The organism is Streptomyces sp. NBC_00631 (assembly GCF_045206895.1).
Classification (GTDB): domain Bacteria; phylum Actinomycetota; class Actinomycetes; order Streptomycetales; family Streptomycetaceae; genus Streptomyces.
Genome location: NZ_CP107734.1, coordinates 1,671,207 through 1,685,483 on the forward strand (window position 1 = coordinate 1,671,207; position 14,277 = coordinate 1,685,483).

The window sequence follows — 14,277 nt, forward strand, 5'->3', positions numbered from 1 at the left end:
ACCGCCGTTCGGAGTGGGGCGGAACCGGTGCGCTCACCCTGCGCGAGGTCCTGACAGGACGTCCTGGGTCTTCTTCGGCAGCGTCGGCACGCACCACCAGGCGAGGCCCGCGGCGGCCAGGTAGGCGAGTGCGCCGACGGCCATGCTGGTGCGGAGCCCGGTCGTGTAGTCGGTGGCCGTGGCGAGCAGGCTGCCGCCGAGGGCGACGCCGGTGGCGCTGCCGATCTGGCGGGTGGTGTTGAACAGGGCGGAGGCGGCGCCCGAGTACGCCGAGGGTGCGGCACCCATCACGGTGGCGGTGGAGCCCGTGAGGGCGAAAGAGGTACCGAATCCCGCGGCCATCATCGGGGCCACCAGCAGCGGGTAGGCGGGGTCGGCTCCCGCCACGGCCCAGCCGGCCAGGCCCAGGGCGGCCAGGAGCATCCCGGAGACCACCAGCGGGCGATCGCCGGTGCGGCGGGTCAGGCGCCCGGACAGGACGGAGGCGAACATGGTCATCGCGACCGCAGGGAACAGCGCCAGCCCGGTGCCCAGGGCGCTGAAGCCGCGCTGGTGCTGGAATTCGAGGCTGGCGGTGAACACCATGCCGTAGAAGCCGAGGTTGAACAGCAGGCCGATGAGGGCTCCACCGCTCATCGCGCGGGAGCGCAGCAGGCTCGGCGGAAGGACGGGAGCGCGGGCCAGCCGCTCGCGCACCGCGAACGCCGCGGCGGCCAGCACGGCCAGGCACACCCCGGCGAGCACCGCCGGATCCGACCAGCCCCGCCGGCCGGCCTCGTTGAGCGCCGCGGTCAGGAGCGCCGCCGTCAGCACCACCGCGCACTGCGCCGGCCAGTCCAGGGGCCGGTCGGCGCGCCGGGGCGAGCGGGCCACATGCCGCAGCGTCAGCACCAGGCAGGTCGCGCCGACGGGCAGGTTGACGAGGAACACCCAGCGCCAGCCCAACGTGGAGACGAGCAGCCCGCCCAGCAGCGGACCGGCGGCGGCCGCGATGCCGGCCATCGAACCCCACAGCCCGAAGGCCCGCGAGCGGGCGGGCGGCGTCGGGTAGGCCTGCTGGAGCAGGGCCAGGGAGCCGGGCACGATCAGAGCCGCGCCGAGCCCCTCCACCAGCCGCGCCACGACGAGGAAGGGAGCGCTCGGGGCGAGCGCGCAGCCGGCCGAGGACAGGGTGAACACGACCACGCCGGCGCAGAAGACCCGGCGGTTGCCCAGCCGGTCGCCGAGCGCGCCGCCGGTCAGCAGGAACCCGGCGAAGACCAGCGTGTACCCGTCGGTGATCCACTGGATGCCGGTGAGCGAGGCCGACAGTTCCCGGCCGATCACCGGCACGGCGACGTTGATGGCCGTCACATCCAGGATCACCATGAAATACCCGGCGCACACCGCCGGCAGCGGTGCCCAGGACCGCCGCCCGGCCGACTCCGCCAACGCCACGGCCCCCTCCGTCCCATCCACCGGGTCACACCACCAAAAGCCACAATAAGCGACATAAGCCGCACCCTGCGGCCGGGCGGCCCACTCGTGCGTGACGTGACGTCATATCCCTTGTCGGCCCGGATTCGGACCCGGCCGGCGCTTAGGCCCCGGCTCGACGTCCGGTGACGGTCCTAGGGTGAGGGGATCGCCGTGCCGGGCAGGTTCGCCGGCGGGGCGGTGAGGGGAGACGCCGGCGGTGGGGACGCCTCCCCCGAGTCGGCCTGGACGACGAGGACGACCGCGATGACCGCCGTGGTCAGGGCAGCCATCGTGGCCAGCCACCAGATCCCGAGCGCTTTCGCATGAGCGGCCATGGCACCCCCTTCGACGCGGAGCGTACGCCGTTGCCTGGAGAAAGGAGTCTCTTTTCACGGCACGCGACAGTCGGCGCCGCACGCCACCGCCCTCACCGCCACATTGTGGCCGTCTTTCCCGCTTGTCGCACCGGATTGCCGAATCCGCAAGGTAATTGCCCCGCTGTCACAGGGTGGACCACGTTTCCGCCCACGGGCGCACCGGCGTTCGACCTGGGTCGGCGGCCGGTCGGAGGGGATGCCCACATCAGGTCGCTAGAACGTTACAGACGCTGCGCCGGCCCGACCCTTGACAGGGCCCTGGGCCGGCTGGCGTACTGCTCCGGGAGATTTAGAACGTTCTAGTCTCTGGGTGGCCGAAAGAGGAGAGCCGCGATGTACGCACTGGCGGTCTGTGCGGAGATGGTCTTTTGCGACCTGCCGATCGAGGAGCGCGCCCGGCGCCTCCACGAGGCCGGATTCCAGGTCGAGATCTGGGACTGGACGAAGCACGACCTCGACGCCCTCGCCCGGACGCCCGCCGACATCGTCTCCATGACGGGATACGTCAGCGGAAGCCTCACCGACGAGGACGGCGCCGCCGAACTGCTGCGCACGGCCGAGGAGTCGCTCCAGGCCGCCGAGCACCTGGGCTGCACCCGGCTGAACCTCCACGGGACCGGGCTGGACGGCCAGGGGCTGCCCGTGCTGCCGGTGCCCGGGGAACCCACCGGGGCGATGTGGCTGGCCGCGCAACGCACCCTCACCCGGATCGCCGAGCTCGGCGAGAACGCCGGCGTCACCTTCACTCTGGAGAACCTCAACACCGCGGTCGACCACCCCGGCGTGCCCTTCGCCAAGGCCGCCGACACCATGACGCTGGTCGCCGCCGTGAATCGGCCGGGGCTGCGTATGAACCTGGACCTCTACCACGCCCAGATCGGCGAGGGGAACCTGATCGAGCTGGTCCGCCGGGCCCACGGGGCGGGACTCATCGGCGAGATCCAGGTCGCGGACGTCCCCGGCCGGTGCGAGCCGGGCACGGGAGAGATCAACTATCCGGCCGTCGCCCGGACGCTGGCCGACATCGGCTACGAGGGCACCGTCGCCATGGAGGCGTGGGCCTCCGGTGACAGCGAGGCCGCGCTGGAGCGCTTCCGCGCCGCCTTCGCCCTCTGAAGCGCGGGCCGTCCGTCCGCGTCGTCTCCACCCACCACGGCGATCGCCGCCGCCAGAGCCACCAGGCAGATCACGCAGCACCTGCCATGGCTTGCCCGCCCCCGCCCCCGCCCCGTCTCCGTCTCCGTCTCCGTCTCCGTCTTGGCGCAGCAGGGGCCGGGGGCGGCGGGGGTCGCGAGCTGTGTCTGTGGTGACGGAGGTCCGTCAGGCACGGGCGACGGCGGGTTGCGGCGCGCGCTTCGGTCGCGGGGCCCTTCCCCGGCACGGCACGAGGCCGGAACGTTCTACGATCGTCGCCCGGGACGCGACCCCGGGACCAGGGAGGACAGAGTGCCGACGAACCCCCCGGCGGCCCCCGGCGGAAAGCGGCCGACGCTCGCCGACGTGGCGGCACGGGCAGGAGTGTCCACGGCACTGGTCTCCATCGTGATGCGGGACGCGAAGGGCGCCAGCGCGGCCAGCCGCGAGCGCGTCCAGGCGGCCGCGCGAGAGATCGGTTACCGCCCGGACATCCGGGCACGGCTGCTGCGCAGCCACCGTTCACGGCTGCTCGGCGTGCAGTTCAGCCTCCAGCATCCCTTCCACGCGGACCTGGTGGAGGGCATCTACGCGGCGGCCGAACCGGCCGGTTACCAGATCGCGTTGAGCGCCGTGACCGCCGGACGCGGCGAACAGCGGGCGGTCGAGTCACTGCTCGCCGACCGCTGCGAGGCACTGATCCTGCTCGGCCCGCAGGCCCCGGACGCACGGCTGGCGGAACTCGCCGGGCAGCTGCCCGTCGTCTCCGTGGCCCGCCGGCTGCGCCCGGCCCTTCCGGGTCTGGAGGTCGTACGGACCGCCGACGCCAAGGGCGCCCGCCAGGCCGTGGACCACCTCGTCGCGCTCGGCCACCGCGACATCGCCCACATCGACGGCGGCCGGGCACCGGGCGCGGCCGACCGGCGCCGCGGCTACCGCACCGCCATGAACGGGCACGGCCTGGGCGCCCGCATCCGCGTCGTCCCCGGCGGCCCCACCGAGGAGGACGGCGCCACCGCCGCCCGCTCCGTGGCAGCCGCCGCACCGCGCCCCACCGCCGTCCTGGCCTTCAACGACCACTGCGCGACCGGCGTCCTCGACGCCTTCCTCCGCAGCGGCATCGCCGTACCGGCGGACATCTCCGTCGTCGGCTTCGACGACAGCCACCTGGCCCGCCTGGCCCACATCGACCTGACCACCGTCGGACAGGACATCCCACGCCTCGCCGCCCTCGCCGTCGGCCGGGCCGTCGCGCGCCTGGAGGGTGACGAGGTCCCCGCCGGGGAAGCCGTCATCGCCCCCCACCTCGTCGTCCGGGGCACGACCGCCCCGCCGAACGGCGTGAGATGAGCCGTCAGCCGGTGAACGCCTGGTCGCTGTCGCGCGCGGTGCGCGCCCCAGCCGTGCCGGCGTTCCACGCCGGCGCGGGCGTGAGCGTGCTCCCCCGCTCGCCGTGCCAGGAGTACATCGACACCGGCCGCCTCACCCTCCTGCACGAGCCGGACGAATCCCCGCTGCACACCCTGTTCCTCGTCCAGCGGCCCGGCGCCGAGGCCAACCCGGCCGTCCTCCGGGTGCCCGAGACCCTGCGGAGGGCCGCCGAGACGTGGTAGCCACCGCCGCCGGCCTCCGAGTGACCCCGCTGCCGCCGCTCGGCTCAGTCGAGAGCCACTGCTGTCACGCGCGCGTCGGCGACCCGGGCGACCGCGGCGGACAACTGCTTCTGAGTGGATGAGGGCAGCGGGCCGCCTCTGATGGAGTCCACCAGTTGATCGGCGGTCCGGTACAGCTTGGTGTTGGTGTTCTGGGAGGTGGCCACCAGGACACTCCACGCTTCCTCGGGGGTGAGGACGAAGGCGGCCATCAGGATGCCGCGGGCCAGGTCGATGGTGTCCCGGGTCTGCAGCGCCCGCCGTAGTTGTACGACCTCGGCGCGCAGGTCGGCTCCGGGATCGCCCGTGGTGGGCCGAGCGTCCTCGGCATCCTCGCGTGCGCCGGGCACGGTGTCCCGCGTGAACAGAGGCAGGGCGCCCGTGATCTCCAGTATCCGCTCCACGGCCGGGCTGACGTGCCGGAGCGTGACGTCCTTGGACTCCTTGAGGGCCTGCCGCCTCGCGTTCAGAAGGACGTTGAGCCCGGAGCAGTCACAGAATCCGACCCCGCGCAGGTCCAGTTCGATGCCGTGCGGCGAGCGCAGGAGCGCCGCCCGCAAGGCACGCCGGAGCTGCGGGTCACTCGTGAGGTCGAGATCACCGCACACCGTGACGACGGTGCGCTCTCCCTCGTCGCGGCTGCGGATGGTGAGATCCGGCAGCACGCACGCACGGGCTCGGTCGGGTGTCCGCCCGGCGCAGGGCTGTACTGGTTCCGCCATGGTCTCACTCCCCGTGGCGCTCGCGCTGTCCACCTCCAGGTTCACCCCGACATCGATATACGTCAAGAAAAACAGGAAATCAAATTCGTGTGTTCTTGAACGCGAACCATGGGGCGTACGATTGACCCATGGCTGGAGCAGCACCGGAACCTCACACGGGGTGGACGTTCATCACCAACCACGCCCGTGTCCTGGCCGCCATCGCCGACGACGAGAGCGCCCGCGTCCGGGACATCGCCGCTCGTTGCAGGCTCACGGAGCGAGCAGTCCAGAAGATCATCTCCGATCTGGAGCAGAGCGGTTTCCTCTCCCACACCCGTGAGGGGCGCGGCAATCTCTACCGGATCGAACCGGGAAAGGCACTTCGGCACCCGGCTGAATCCGGACTTACCGTGGCGTCCTTGCTGGCCCTGCTTGCCCAGGTCGAGTCCAATGGCGCCGGCCACCGCTCGCCCGGCGGCCAAGGGCCCTCGCCTTCCTGAAGCCCCGGCCCCGGTAGCCCGACCACGTTTCAGCCGTGGGGCTGCGTCCCAAGGGCGGCGGCGGACTCCATGGCGCGGCTGACCAGCCCGCGGGCGGTCTCGGTGAGCCGGGCACGGCAACGGTTCGCGTACGCGGTGAGCGGCAGGGCGGCCTCGCCGACGGTGACGCCCGCGTACTGCGCAGTGCACGCCACGAAACTCGCCACCGCGATGCAGCCCTGGCCCCCTGCTCCGGCCCCTCGGACAGCGTGGCCGTCCGGTGCGGAACACCGGACGGCCACATGTCCGAGGAGATCCGTCAGCTCTTGCCGACGAGCCGCCAGATCTGGTTCTTCTTCGTGTTCAGCACGCTCGCCGCGTCGCAGGTCCACTGGTGGACCAGCGCGCCTGCCGTGGTGGAGACGTTGCTGACGTCGACGCACTTGCCGCTGTGCACGGCGATCAGCTGGTAATCCTTGCTGTTGCCCAGTGCGGTGACGGGGTTGAGCGTGAACTGCTGGTTGGTCCCTCCGTTGCAGGTGTACTGGATGACGGCCGCGCCGTCGGCGGTGGAGGCACCGGAGACGTCGAGGCACTTGCCGCTCAGCTCGTTGACCACCGTGTAGGTGTTGGTCTTGCCGCTGACCGGCTTGAGGTCGAGCATCTGCTGGTAGCCGCCCTCGCAGTACCACTGCTGGTACTGGGTGCTGTTGGCGGTGCTCAGATTGGTGTCGTCAAGGCACTGCCCGCTGTTCTCGCTGACGGCGACCGTGGAGACGGTGGTGTCGGACGGCGGCAGCAGGGTGACGGTGTAGCCGTCCTTGGCGCTGCTCCAGGGGATGCTCACCGAGGCCGCGTTGTTGCTGACGTTCAGGGTGGTGTCGGAGATCGTCTCCGGTCCGGCCACGGCGCCGCCGTTGTTGTACGGGACACGCTGGACGACCGCGCGGACCTTGCTGTTCTCCACCACCGACGTGGTGTTCAGGCCGGTGAGGTTGACGGTGACCGTACCGGTGTTGCCGTTGCTGCCGAGCAGGATCCTGGCGTTCCTGGCCGTGTTGTCCTTGGTGGCGAGGCCGTCGGTGTTGGTGCCCGGGATCAGGTTGACGATGTTGCCGGTCTGCGAGCCGTAGTAGCGGTACATGAACCACTCGCCCAGCGGCAGGTACTGTCCCGCGCTGTTCTTGGTGAGCAGGTTGGCTTCGTCGTCGTGCAGAGCCGTGCCGGAGGCCCAGTTGCCGCGCAGACCGTCGGCGCCGGCCCGCTCAAGGCGGCCGATGAACCAGGCGCCACCGCCCGGGGACTGCATGGACAGGGTGGCGTACTCGTTGATCTGGTAAGCGCGGGTGTTGGTCAGACCGGCCGCGGAGAGCGTGGCGTCGGCACGGCCTACGTCGGTGGCCGGGTCGCCCGGCTCGTCGTGCCAGCTGTAGATGTCCGGGGCGACGTTGTTGGCCTTGACGTAGTTCAGGTAGGTGGTCCACCAGGTGTTGGACGAGTTCGGCTGGCCGGCGATGCTGGGGCCGACGATCAGCTGGCTGGGGAACGCCGCCCGCACCCGGGCGTAGAACCGCGACCACATCTGCAGGTACTGCGCCTGCGACGCGCCCCAGAAGCCCGCGCCGTCGGGCTCGTTCCACAGGTCCCACTCGACGGTCATGTTGTTGGCCTTGACGTCGCCTATGAGCTGGGTGACGAAGTTGTCGAACTGTGTCCAGTCACCGTTGTCGCCCGGCCAGCCCTGGCTCGTGGTGCCGTCGGCGCCCCACAGGTCATGGGGAAGCAGCACGAAGGTGCCGCCGAGGGCGACGGTCCGCTTGTACTGCCCCAGCGTCGAGTTCCAGCGGGTCTGGTAGTCGGCGAGGCTGGTGGCGTAGCCGCCGCTGTTGAGCTGTGCGCCGCCGGCCCGCATGAAGTGCCACTTGATGTCCTTGAAGAAGTGGTCCTGCGGGAGCGAGCCGTCCGGCGTCATGCCGTAGATCATGCCGGAGGCGTGATAGGTGGGGGCGCCGCCGGCGGTGGCGAAGTCGACGGTGACGCTGGTGTCGGCGGCCTGTGCGGGAGCGGAGGGCGCCAGGGTCGAGGCCAGGGCGGCCATGAGGACGGCGCCGGACAGGACTGCCCGGCGTCTGGTGCGGGCTGTGGGTCCGGGGAGTGCTGTGAACGGCTTCACTGTGCGGCTCCTGGGGGAAGGAGGGAGGGGACCGGGGCCCGTCCGGCCCCGGGGCTGGGTGGGAGGCGGCCGGTCAGTGACCGTCTCGGTGTGCGTACGCCTCCGCGAGCAGGAGGTAGCTGCTGGCGGTCCACGTGTAGGCGCGGTCGCGCAGGCCCGTGCCGGTGACGGCGTCGAAGTTCTCGGCGAAGCCGTGGGTCTCGCACAGGGCCCGGAAGCGGGCGCTGATGTCGTCGGCCAGCCGTTGGTGACCGGCGCGGCGCAGACCGTCCTCGACGAGCACCGTGGCGGGGGCCCAGATGGGACCGCGCCAGTAGCCGTCGGCGAGGTAGTGCGGCGAGGTGGTCAGTTCGGTGGCCAGCCCGTACGGCGTCAGGTGGGCCTTGATGTGGTCGGCCAGCGCGCTGCCGACCTCGTCGGGCAGGTGCTCGCCCAGGACCACGGGCATCAGGTCGAGGAGGCCGGCGCTGCTCCAGGTGTCGCCGCCGGCGACGCCTCGGGCGACGAACCGGTCACCGGTCCAGAGCTGGTCGAACAGTGCCGTCTGTGTCTCCGCGGCTCCGCGCGTCCACCGGATCGCCTCGTCCGGCCTGCCCAACTCCCTTGCCAGTGCCGCGAGTTCATGCATCTGGAGGACGAGGAAGGCGGCCAGGTCGGCGGTGACGGCCACCCGCTCGGGGTCGAACACGGTGGCGTTGTCCCAGCCGCTGTCGTTGCCGTGCTGGTAGTAGGGCAGTTCGGCGCCCGGGGCACGGCGCGCGGTGAGCCAGAAGTCGGTCCAGCGCGCCAACCGTTCGTACGCCTCGGCGAGTTCGGCCCGGCTGGGCGGTGCCGGCAGTCGGCGGCGCAGGTGGCCGAAGGCCCAGCCGTGGATGGGCGGCTTGACGAAGTTGCGCAGGACCTCGGAGTGCGTGACCGAGTCGGGCAGGGCGCCGGCGTCGTCCTGGTGGTCGAAGGGGAGGTGGAACTGGTCGAGGGCCAGTTGCGGAGCACCCGGCGCCAGGGCAAGGGCGTTGAAGCAGTGGTCCCAGCTCCAGATCTTGTCCATCCAGTGCTTGGACATCAGCACGCCGGGCCGGGTGACCAGGCCGGTCGGCCGTACGGTCGCCGACCAGACGACGTAGGCGGCGAGTTCGGCCGCCGGGGTGGCGGACGAGCGCCAGGGGGCCACCGCGTCCACGAAGTCCGCGAATCGGCCCCGCGCGGACCCCACGATGTCGTCGAAGGCCGCCGAGGACGTGTACGGCGGGCGGGCCGTGTCGAGTTCCTCGACCGCGACCTCCCAGACCGCGTCCGTGTCCGCGGTCACGACGACACCGCGGTCGACGCTGCCCAGGGCCTGGGCGCCGACCGCCTCGGCGAGGGTGCCGGACAGCACGGTGACGCGGTAGCGGCGCCCGGTCTCGTACGACGTGAACACGTGCGCGCCCGCCGCCGGGTCGTGGAAGAAGTACGTCCCGCTGAACGGGGTCAGGGCCTGCGTGGCGGCGAAGGCACCGAAGCCCAGACCGCTCCCCCGCAGCCGTACCGTGTCCGGCGACTCGTAGGCGAGGTCGACGCGGCCGCTCTCACCGATCCAGCTCAGCCGGCCCGGAGTCGCCTCCACACGGGTCTCGGCGCGGTCGCCCGTCGTCGGGTGCAGGGGGACCAGGCGCAGGACGCCGTGCATGCCGTTCTGGTGCGAGACGAGGTGGAGGTCCTCGGCGTAGGTCTGCTCCGCGATCACGGGCGAGATGTCGAACCAGGATCCGTAGGTGCTGAACGGGATGTCGTGGACGGAGAAGGCCGGGCCGGATCGGGCGGCGGTCATGTGGCGTGACTCGATTCTGGAGCAGGGGTGACGGCCGGCCGACGCACCGTCGGGTCAGCCGTCGTACCGGAGCTGGGGGGACTCAGTCCTTGACGGCACCCGCCGTCACGCCGGCGGCGACGTAGCGCTGGGCGAGGACGAGGATGACGGCGGCCGGCAGGGAGGCGACGACGGCGGTGGCCATGATGGCGTTCCACTGCTGGTTGTTGTTGCCGATGTAGTGGTAGATGCCGAGGGTGATCGGTTCGTGGGCGCCGCCGTTGACGAGGGTGCTGGCGAAGACGAAGTCGGACCAGGACCACAGGAACGCGAACAGGGACACCGTGACGACGGCGTTGCGGCTGATCGGCAGGACGATGGACCAGAAGGTGCGCAGCGGCCCGGCGCCGTCGGTGGTGGCGGCTTGGAGCAGTTCGCCGGGGATACCGGACATGAACGCGGTGAAGATCAGGACGCCGAACGGGACGGCCAGGGTGGAGTCCGCGACGATCAGCCCGGGCACGGACTGGAGCAGTCCGAGCTGGAGGTAGATGGCGTAGAAGCCCATCGCCATGATGATGCCGGGGATCATCTGGGCGGCCAGCAGGACGAAGTTGAGGATGCCGCCGCCGCGTGGGCGCAGCTTGGCCAGGGCGTAACCGGCGGGGGCGGACAGGGCCACGGTCAGAGCGACGGTGCCCAGTCCGATGACCAGGCTGGTGCCGAGGTAGGGCAACTGCTCGTCGAGGACGGTGCGGTAGCCGGCCAGGGTGCCGTGGAGCGGCAGCAGGTCCGGCGGGCTCTTGCGCATGTCCTGGTCGCGGGTGAGGGAGACGTTGACCATCCAGTAGACCGGGAAGAGCATGATCCCGGTCAGCAGGACGCCGATCGTGGTCTTCGCCCGACTGCGACTGCGGGTTCGGCTCATGACGACGCCTGCTTTCTCTCCGCCCGGACGTAGACCAGGCCGAAAACCAGGGCGGCGACCACGAGCAGGTTGCCGACGGCCGCGCCGGGGCCGAAGGCCGGCAGGAGGTTGCCGAAGCCGAGCTGGTAGGACCAGGTGGCGAAGGTGGTGGACGAGTCCGCCGGGCCGCCCTTCGTCATGATCCAGATGATGTCGAAGACCTTGAGGGTGTAGATCAGCCCGAGCAGCAGCGTGATGGCTGACACGGGTCGCAGCAGCGGGAAGGTGATCCGCCAGAAGCGCTGCCAGGCGTTCGCCCCGTCGATCGCGGCGGCCTCGTACAGGCTCGCCGGGATGGACTGCAGTCCGCTGTGGAGCACGACGAGGTTGAACGGGACGCCGATCCAGATGTTCGCGATGATCACCGAGGCCAGCGACCAGGACGGGGAGGTCAGCCAGTTCACCGGGGCGATGCCGACCGCGTGCAGGCCGGCGTTGACGACGCCCGACTCGCTGTTCAGCAGCCACGACCAGGTGGAGGCCGAGACGATCAGCGGCAGCAGCCAGGGGACGAGGAACAGGGCGCGCAGGGTCGCCGACAGCCGGAAGTTCTGGTTGAAGAAGACCGCGAGGGCGAGCCCGACGGCGTACTGGAAGACCAGGCACACGGCGGTGAAGACCACGGTGTGGAGCAGGGCGGGGGCGAAGACCGGGTCGGCGAGGACCTTGCGGTAGTTCGCCAGGCCGATGAACGGCGCGTCGCCCTGGACGAAGGAGCGGACGGTGTAGTCACGCAGGCTCAGGTCGAGGTTGCGGTAGAGCGGATAGGCGTAGAAGAGGGCGAGGTAGACAGTCACCGGGGCGAGGAAGGCCCAGGCGGCCCACTGGGTGGAGGTGGACCGGCGGCGTGTGGGGCCCGGGGGCGGGGCGGCGGCGTGCGCCGCCCCGTTCCGGGCGCGTTCGGACCTGTGGTCCGGGAGCTTTGTCGTGTGGTTCATCAACGACCCTTGTGGTCGGCTCACTTGGCGGCGGACTGCGCCTCGGACAGCGCGTCCTTGGGCGACTTGGATCCGCTGAGGGCGGACTGGACGGCCTTCCACATCTGTTCGGAGATCGTGGGATACCTGGTGCCCAGGTCGTCACTGGTGCGGCCCTTGGCGGCCTTGACCGCGTCGACCCAGGGCTTCAACTCCGCGTTCGCCGCCACCTGCTTGTCCTGGACCTCGGCGGTGGGGGCCACGTAGGACAGCGTGGTGTCGGTCTGGAGGAGGTTGCCGGTGCTGGTGAGGCAGGTCGCCAGCTTCTGCGAGGTGGCGTAGCGCCCGGTGTCCTTCTGGACGGGGATGGTCACGAACTCGCCGCCGGTCGGGGCCGAGGCGCTGCCGCCCGTGGCGCCGGGGATGGGCAGCACCCCGTAGTCGAAGCCGGCCTTCTTGGCGTTCGCGAGCTGCCAGGTGCCGTTCTCGCTGAACGCGTAGTCGCCGCTGGCGAACTCCTGCCAGCTGGTGGTCTGTGTGTTGTTGAGGACCGAGTTGGGCGCGTAGCCGTTCTTCAGCCAGTCCTTCCAGAGGGAGAGGGCGGACACGGCCTGGGCGGAGTCGAGTTCGGTCAGCTTGGCGCCCGCTCCCCAGAACCAGGGCAGGAACTGGAAGCTGCCCTCCTCCGTGCCGATCGCCGAGAAGGTGATGCCCTTCTTGCCGGCCTTCTTGACCTTGGCCAGCGCTGCCGTGAGCGACTTCCAGTCCTTGACGGAGGAGATGTCCACACCGGCCTTCTTCAGCACCTCCTTGTTGTAGTAGAGGGCGAGGGTGTTGGCGCCGATCGGAGTGCCGTAGGTCTTGCCACCCGACTGGCCGGCCGCGAGCAGGTTGGGGTCGGCCTTCGAGGTGTCCAGCTTGTTGTCGGCGGTCGTGGTGAGGACTCCCGCCTCGGCCAGGGTCGACACCACCGGGTTGTCGACGATGAGGACGTCCGGGGAGTTGCCCTGCTGGGCGGCGAGCAGCGTCTTGTTGCCCAGGTCGCTGGTGTCGAAGCCGGTCCGCTTGATCTTGACTCCGGCCTTGGTGCCGCACTGGTCCAGCAGCTTCGCCCAGTCCGAGGCCTTGTCGAACTGCGGGTAGGGGTCCCAGATGGTGTACGTGCTGTCGCCGGCGCTCGTGGTGTCGCCGCCGCCCGAGCCGGAGGAGCAGGCGGTGGCGGTGACGGCCACCGCGAGGGCGGTGACGGCTGCGGCCGTCAGACGGCGCTGTCTGGAGGTGCTGTTCATCGCGAGGGTTCCTTTGTTCTGGGCATGCGGGTGCCGAGGGCACGGGTGATAAGCGCACGGGTGATGAGCGCAAGCCGGCACGGCGAACGGCACGGTCGAGCGGTTCGGGCGTCCGGTGCGGGTGAGGTGAGGTGAGGTGAGGTGAGAGTGAGGTGGCGGGACGGCTACGCGGGTGCGGTCAGGAGGCCGTACCGGGCCCGGTACTGGCTCGCAGGGAGATCGGCGGGGCGAGGAGGTGGTGCCGGGGCGGCGCGTCGGGATGGTCGAGGCGCTCCACGAGCAGGTCGACGGCGCGCCGGCCCATCTCCTCCGCCGGTACGTCGGCGGCGGTGAGCTGCGGGGTCACCGTCTCCGCCCACCGGCCGGCGACGACCCCGGTGACGGAGAAGTCGCGCGGCACATGGCGGCCTGCCTGGGCGAGCCCCCGGTAGAGGCCGCCGAGCGCGGCCTCGTTCAGTGTGACCAGGGCCGTGGTGGCCGGGTCGTCGTGCAGGATCTGCTCCAGGCAGGCCTCGCCGGATGCCGCGTCGTCCCCGCAGCAGTACGTCCGCACGGTCAGACCGCGCTCGGCCGCGGCCTTGGTGAAGCCGTCCAGGCCGCGGTGCGCGGACTCGTACCCGGCCCGCAGCAGTTGCTCGGGCCGGTTCACGAAGGCGACCCTGCGGTGGCCGAGGTCCGCCAGGTGGTGCACGCACGCCGCGGCCAGCGCGGTGTGGTCCAGGCCGACCCACCAGCCGCCCTCCGGGTGGGCGGTGCGGCCGATGGCGACCGCGGGAAAGTCCAGTTCCGCGAGGTGGTCGACCCGGTCGTCCGCCAGTCTGATCTCCATCAGGATCGCGCCGTCGACGCGGCGTTCCGCCAGCAGCCGCTGGAACGAGCGGTCGCTGTCCACGCCGCTCGGTGACAGCAGTACGTCGTAGTCATAGGTGGCGGCGGCCTCCACCACGCTGCCGATGAAATCCAGCTGCATCCCGGTGTAGTGGTTGCCCGCCGGCGGGAAGACCAGCCCGATCGTGTTGGTCCGGCCGTTGGCGAGGGCGCGTGCGCTGGCGTTCGGGCGGTAGCCCAACTCGTCGATGACCTGCTGGATCCTCCGGCGTGTGTCGTCCGAGACCGGGCGCTTGCCGCTCAGCGCGTACGACACGGTGCTCCGCGAGACACCGGCCCGCCGGGCGATCTCACCGATGTTCACGGCGGCTCCTTGCTCGAACCGGTTCGACCTCTCGGTGGAGAGAGTACTCGCCGGTGGTGAGGGTGTGGGATGACGGGGGGAGCGAAGACCGATCGTCGAACCGGTTCGCGTGAAGTGAAGGTAGGAACAGAGCGGACACCTGTCAA

At 70.9% G+C, this 14,277-nt stretch carries 14 protein-coding genes; 4 read left to right on the forward strand and 10 right to left on the reverse strand.

From position 1 onward, the window contains the following. Nucleotides 1–33: 33 nt before the first annotated feature. Both OHB00_RS07805 and OHB00_RS07810 read right to left on the reverse strand, forming a co-directional pair. Nucleotides 34–1,437 (reverse strand): MFS transporter, encoded by a 1,404-nt coding sequence (locus tag OHB00_RS07805; RefSeq protein ID WP_406432618.1) that lies wholly within the window; start codon nt 1,435–1,437, stop codon nt 34–36. Between the two features lie 173 nt (nt 1,438–1,610). Continuing rightward, nucleotides 1,611–1,793, reverse strand: a complete 183-nt coding sequence (locus OHB00_RS07810) for a hypothetical protein (RefSeq protein WP_406432620.1) — start codon at nt 1,791–1,793, stop codon at nt 1,611–1,613. Nucleotides 1,794–2,168: 375 nt separating this feature from the next. Here OHB00_RS07810 and OHB00_RS07815 point away from each other — a divergent pair, with 375 nt between their 5' ends. The 3 genes from OHB00_RS07815 (at nt 2,169) to OHB00_RS07825 (ending at nt 4,582) form a co-directional block, all read left to right on the forward strand. Then, nucleotides 2,169–2,951: a TIM barrel protein gene (locus tag OHB00_RS07815; RefSeq protein ID WP_406432622.1), complete on the forward strand. Its 783-nt coding sequence runs from the start codon at nt 2,169–2,171 to the stop codon at nt 2,949–2,951. Nucleotides 2,952–3,281: 330 nt separating this feature from the next. Further along, on the forward strand, nt 3,282–4,319 hold the full coding sequence (locus OHB00_RS07820) for a LacI family DNA-binding transcriptional regulator (protein ID WP_406432624.1): 1,038 nt from the start codon (nt 3,282–3,284) through the stop codon (nt 4,317–4,319). Beyond that, nucleotides 4,316–4,582: a LysR substrate-binding domain-containing protein gene (locus tag OHB00_RS07825; RefSeq protein ID WP_406432626.1), complete on the forward strand. Its 267-nt coding sequence runs from the start codon at nt 4,316–4,318 to the stop codon at nt 4,580–4,582. Before OHB00_RS07820 ends, OHB00_RS07825 begins: the two co-directional genes overlap by 4 nt. Before the next feature lie 44 nt (nt 4,583–4,626). On the opposite strand, the gene OHB00_RS07830 is transcribed toward OHB00_RS07825, so the two are convergent. Further along, complete coding sequence (locus tag OHB00_RS07830; RefSeq protein WP_406432628.1) at nt 4,627–5,409, reverse strand: anti-sigma factor antagonist; 783 nt, start codon at nt 5,407–5,409, stop codon at nt 4,627–4,629. Nucleotides 5,410–5,471: 62 nt separating this feature from the next. On the opposite strand from OHB00_RS07830, the gene OHB00_RS07835 reads away from it, so the two are divergent. After that, on the forward strand, nt 5,472–5,825 hold the full coding sequence (locus OHB00_RS07835) for a helix-turn-helix transcriptional regulator (protein WP_406432630.1): 354 nt from the start codon (nt 5,472–5,474) through the stop codon (nt 5,823–5,825). Between the two features lie 29 nt (nt 5,826–5,854). Here OHB00_RS07835 and OHB00_RS07840 read toward each other — a convergent pair whose 3' ends face one another. The 7 genes from OHB00_RS07840 to OHB00_RS07870 all read right to left on the reverse strand — a co-directional run bounded on the left by OHB00_RS07840 (nt 5,855) and on the right by OHB00_RS07870 (nt 14,131). Continuing rightward, the gene (locus tag OHB00_RS07840; protein ID WP_406432632.1) at nt 5,855–6,019 is read right to left on the reverse strand and encodes a hypothetical protein; all 165 of its coding nucleotides are present in this window, start codon (nt 6,017–6,019) and stop codon (nt 5,855–5,857) included. A gap of 104 nt (nt 6,020–6,123) precedes the next feature. After that, nucleotides 6,124–7,977 carry an RICIN domain-containing protein gene (locus OHB00_RS07845; protein WP_406432634.1) on the reverse strand — a complete coding sequence of 618 codons (1,854 nt, stop codon included), beginning with the start codon at nt 7,975–7,977 and terminating at the stop codon, nt 6,124–6,126. Nucleotides 7,978–8,050: 73 nt separating this feature from the next. Then, nucleotides 8,051–9,787 (reverse strand): amylo-alpha-1,6-glucosidase, encoded by a 1,737-nt coding sequence (locus OHB00_RS07850; protein WP_406432636.1) that lies wholly within the window; start codon nt 9,785–9,787, stop codon nt 8,051–8,053. Nucleotides 9,788–9,869: 82 nt separating this feature from the next. Continuing rightward, nucleotides 9,870–10,694: a carbohydrate ABC transporter permease gene (locus OHB00_RS07855; protein WP_406432638.1), complete on the reverse strand. Its 825-nt coding sequence runs from the start codon at nt 10,692–10,694 to the stop codon at nt 9,870–9,872. Then, on the reverse strand, nt 10,691–11,671 hold the full coding sequence (locus OHB00_RS07860) for a carbohydrate ABC transporter permease (RefSeq protein ID WP_406432640.1): 981 nt from the start codon (nt 11,669–11,671) through the stop codon (nt 10,691–10,693). The genes OHB00_RS07855 and OHB00_RS07860 overlap by 4 nt, the downstream gene beginning before the upstream one ends. 20 nt (nt 11,672–11,691) lie before the next feature. Next, a complete protein-coding gene (locus OHB00_RS07865) occupies nt 11,692–12,939 on the reverse strand; it encodes an extracellular solute-binding protein (RefSeq protein WP_406432642.1) in 1,248 nt (415 codons plus the stop codon). Between the two features lie 178 nt (nt 12,940–13,117). After that, nucleotides 13,118–14,131 (reverse strand): LacI family DNA-binding transcriptional regulator, encoded by a 1,014-nt coding sequence (locus tag OHB00_RS07870; RefSeq protein WP_406432644.1) that lies wholly within the window; start codon nt 14,129–14,131, stop codon nt 13,118–13,120. Nucleotides 14,132–14,277 lie beyond the last annotated feature (146 nt).

Coding starts and splice junctions, on each gene's coding strand:
- OHB00_RS07810 (WP_406432620.1), bottom strand. CDS start 1,793: ATGGCCGCTCATGCGAAAGCGCTCGGGATCTGGTGGCTGGCCACGATG.
- OHB00_RS07815 (WP_406432622.1), top strand. CDS start 2,169: ATGTACGCACTGGCGGTCTGTGCGGAGATGGTCTTTTGCGACCTGCCG.
- OHB00_RS07825 (WP_406432626.1), top strand. CDS start 4,316: ATGAGCCGTCAGCCGGTGAACGCCTGGTCGCTGTCGCGCGCGGTGCGC.
- OHB00_RS07835 (WP_406432630.1), top strand. CDS start 5,472: ATGGCTGGAGCAGCACCGGAACCTCACACGGGGTGGACGTTCATCACC.
- OHB00_RS07850 (WP_406432636.1), bottom strand. CDS start 9,787: ATGACCGCCGCCCGATCCGGCCCGGCCTTCTCCGTCCACGACATCCCG.
- OHB00_RS07855 (WP_406432638.1), bottom strand. CDS start 10,694: ATGAGCCGAACCCGCAGTCGCAGTCGGGCGAAGACCACGATCGGCGTC.
- OHB00_RS07860 (WP_406432640.1), bottom strand. CDS start 11,671: ATGAACCACACGACAAAGCTCCCGGACCACAGGTCCGAACGCGCCCGG.
- OHB00_RS07865 (WP_406432642.1), bottom strand. CDS start 12,939: ATGAACAGCACCTCCAGACAGCGCCGTCTGACGGCCGCAGCCGTCACC.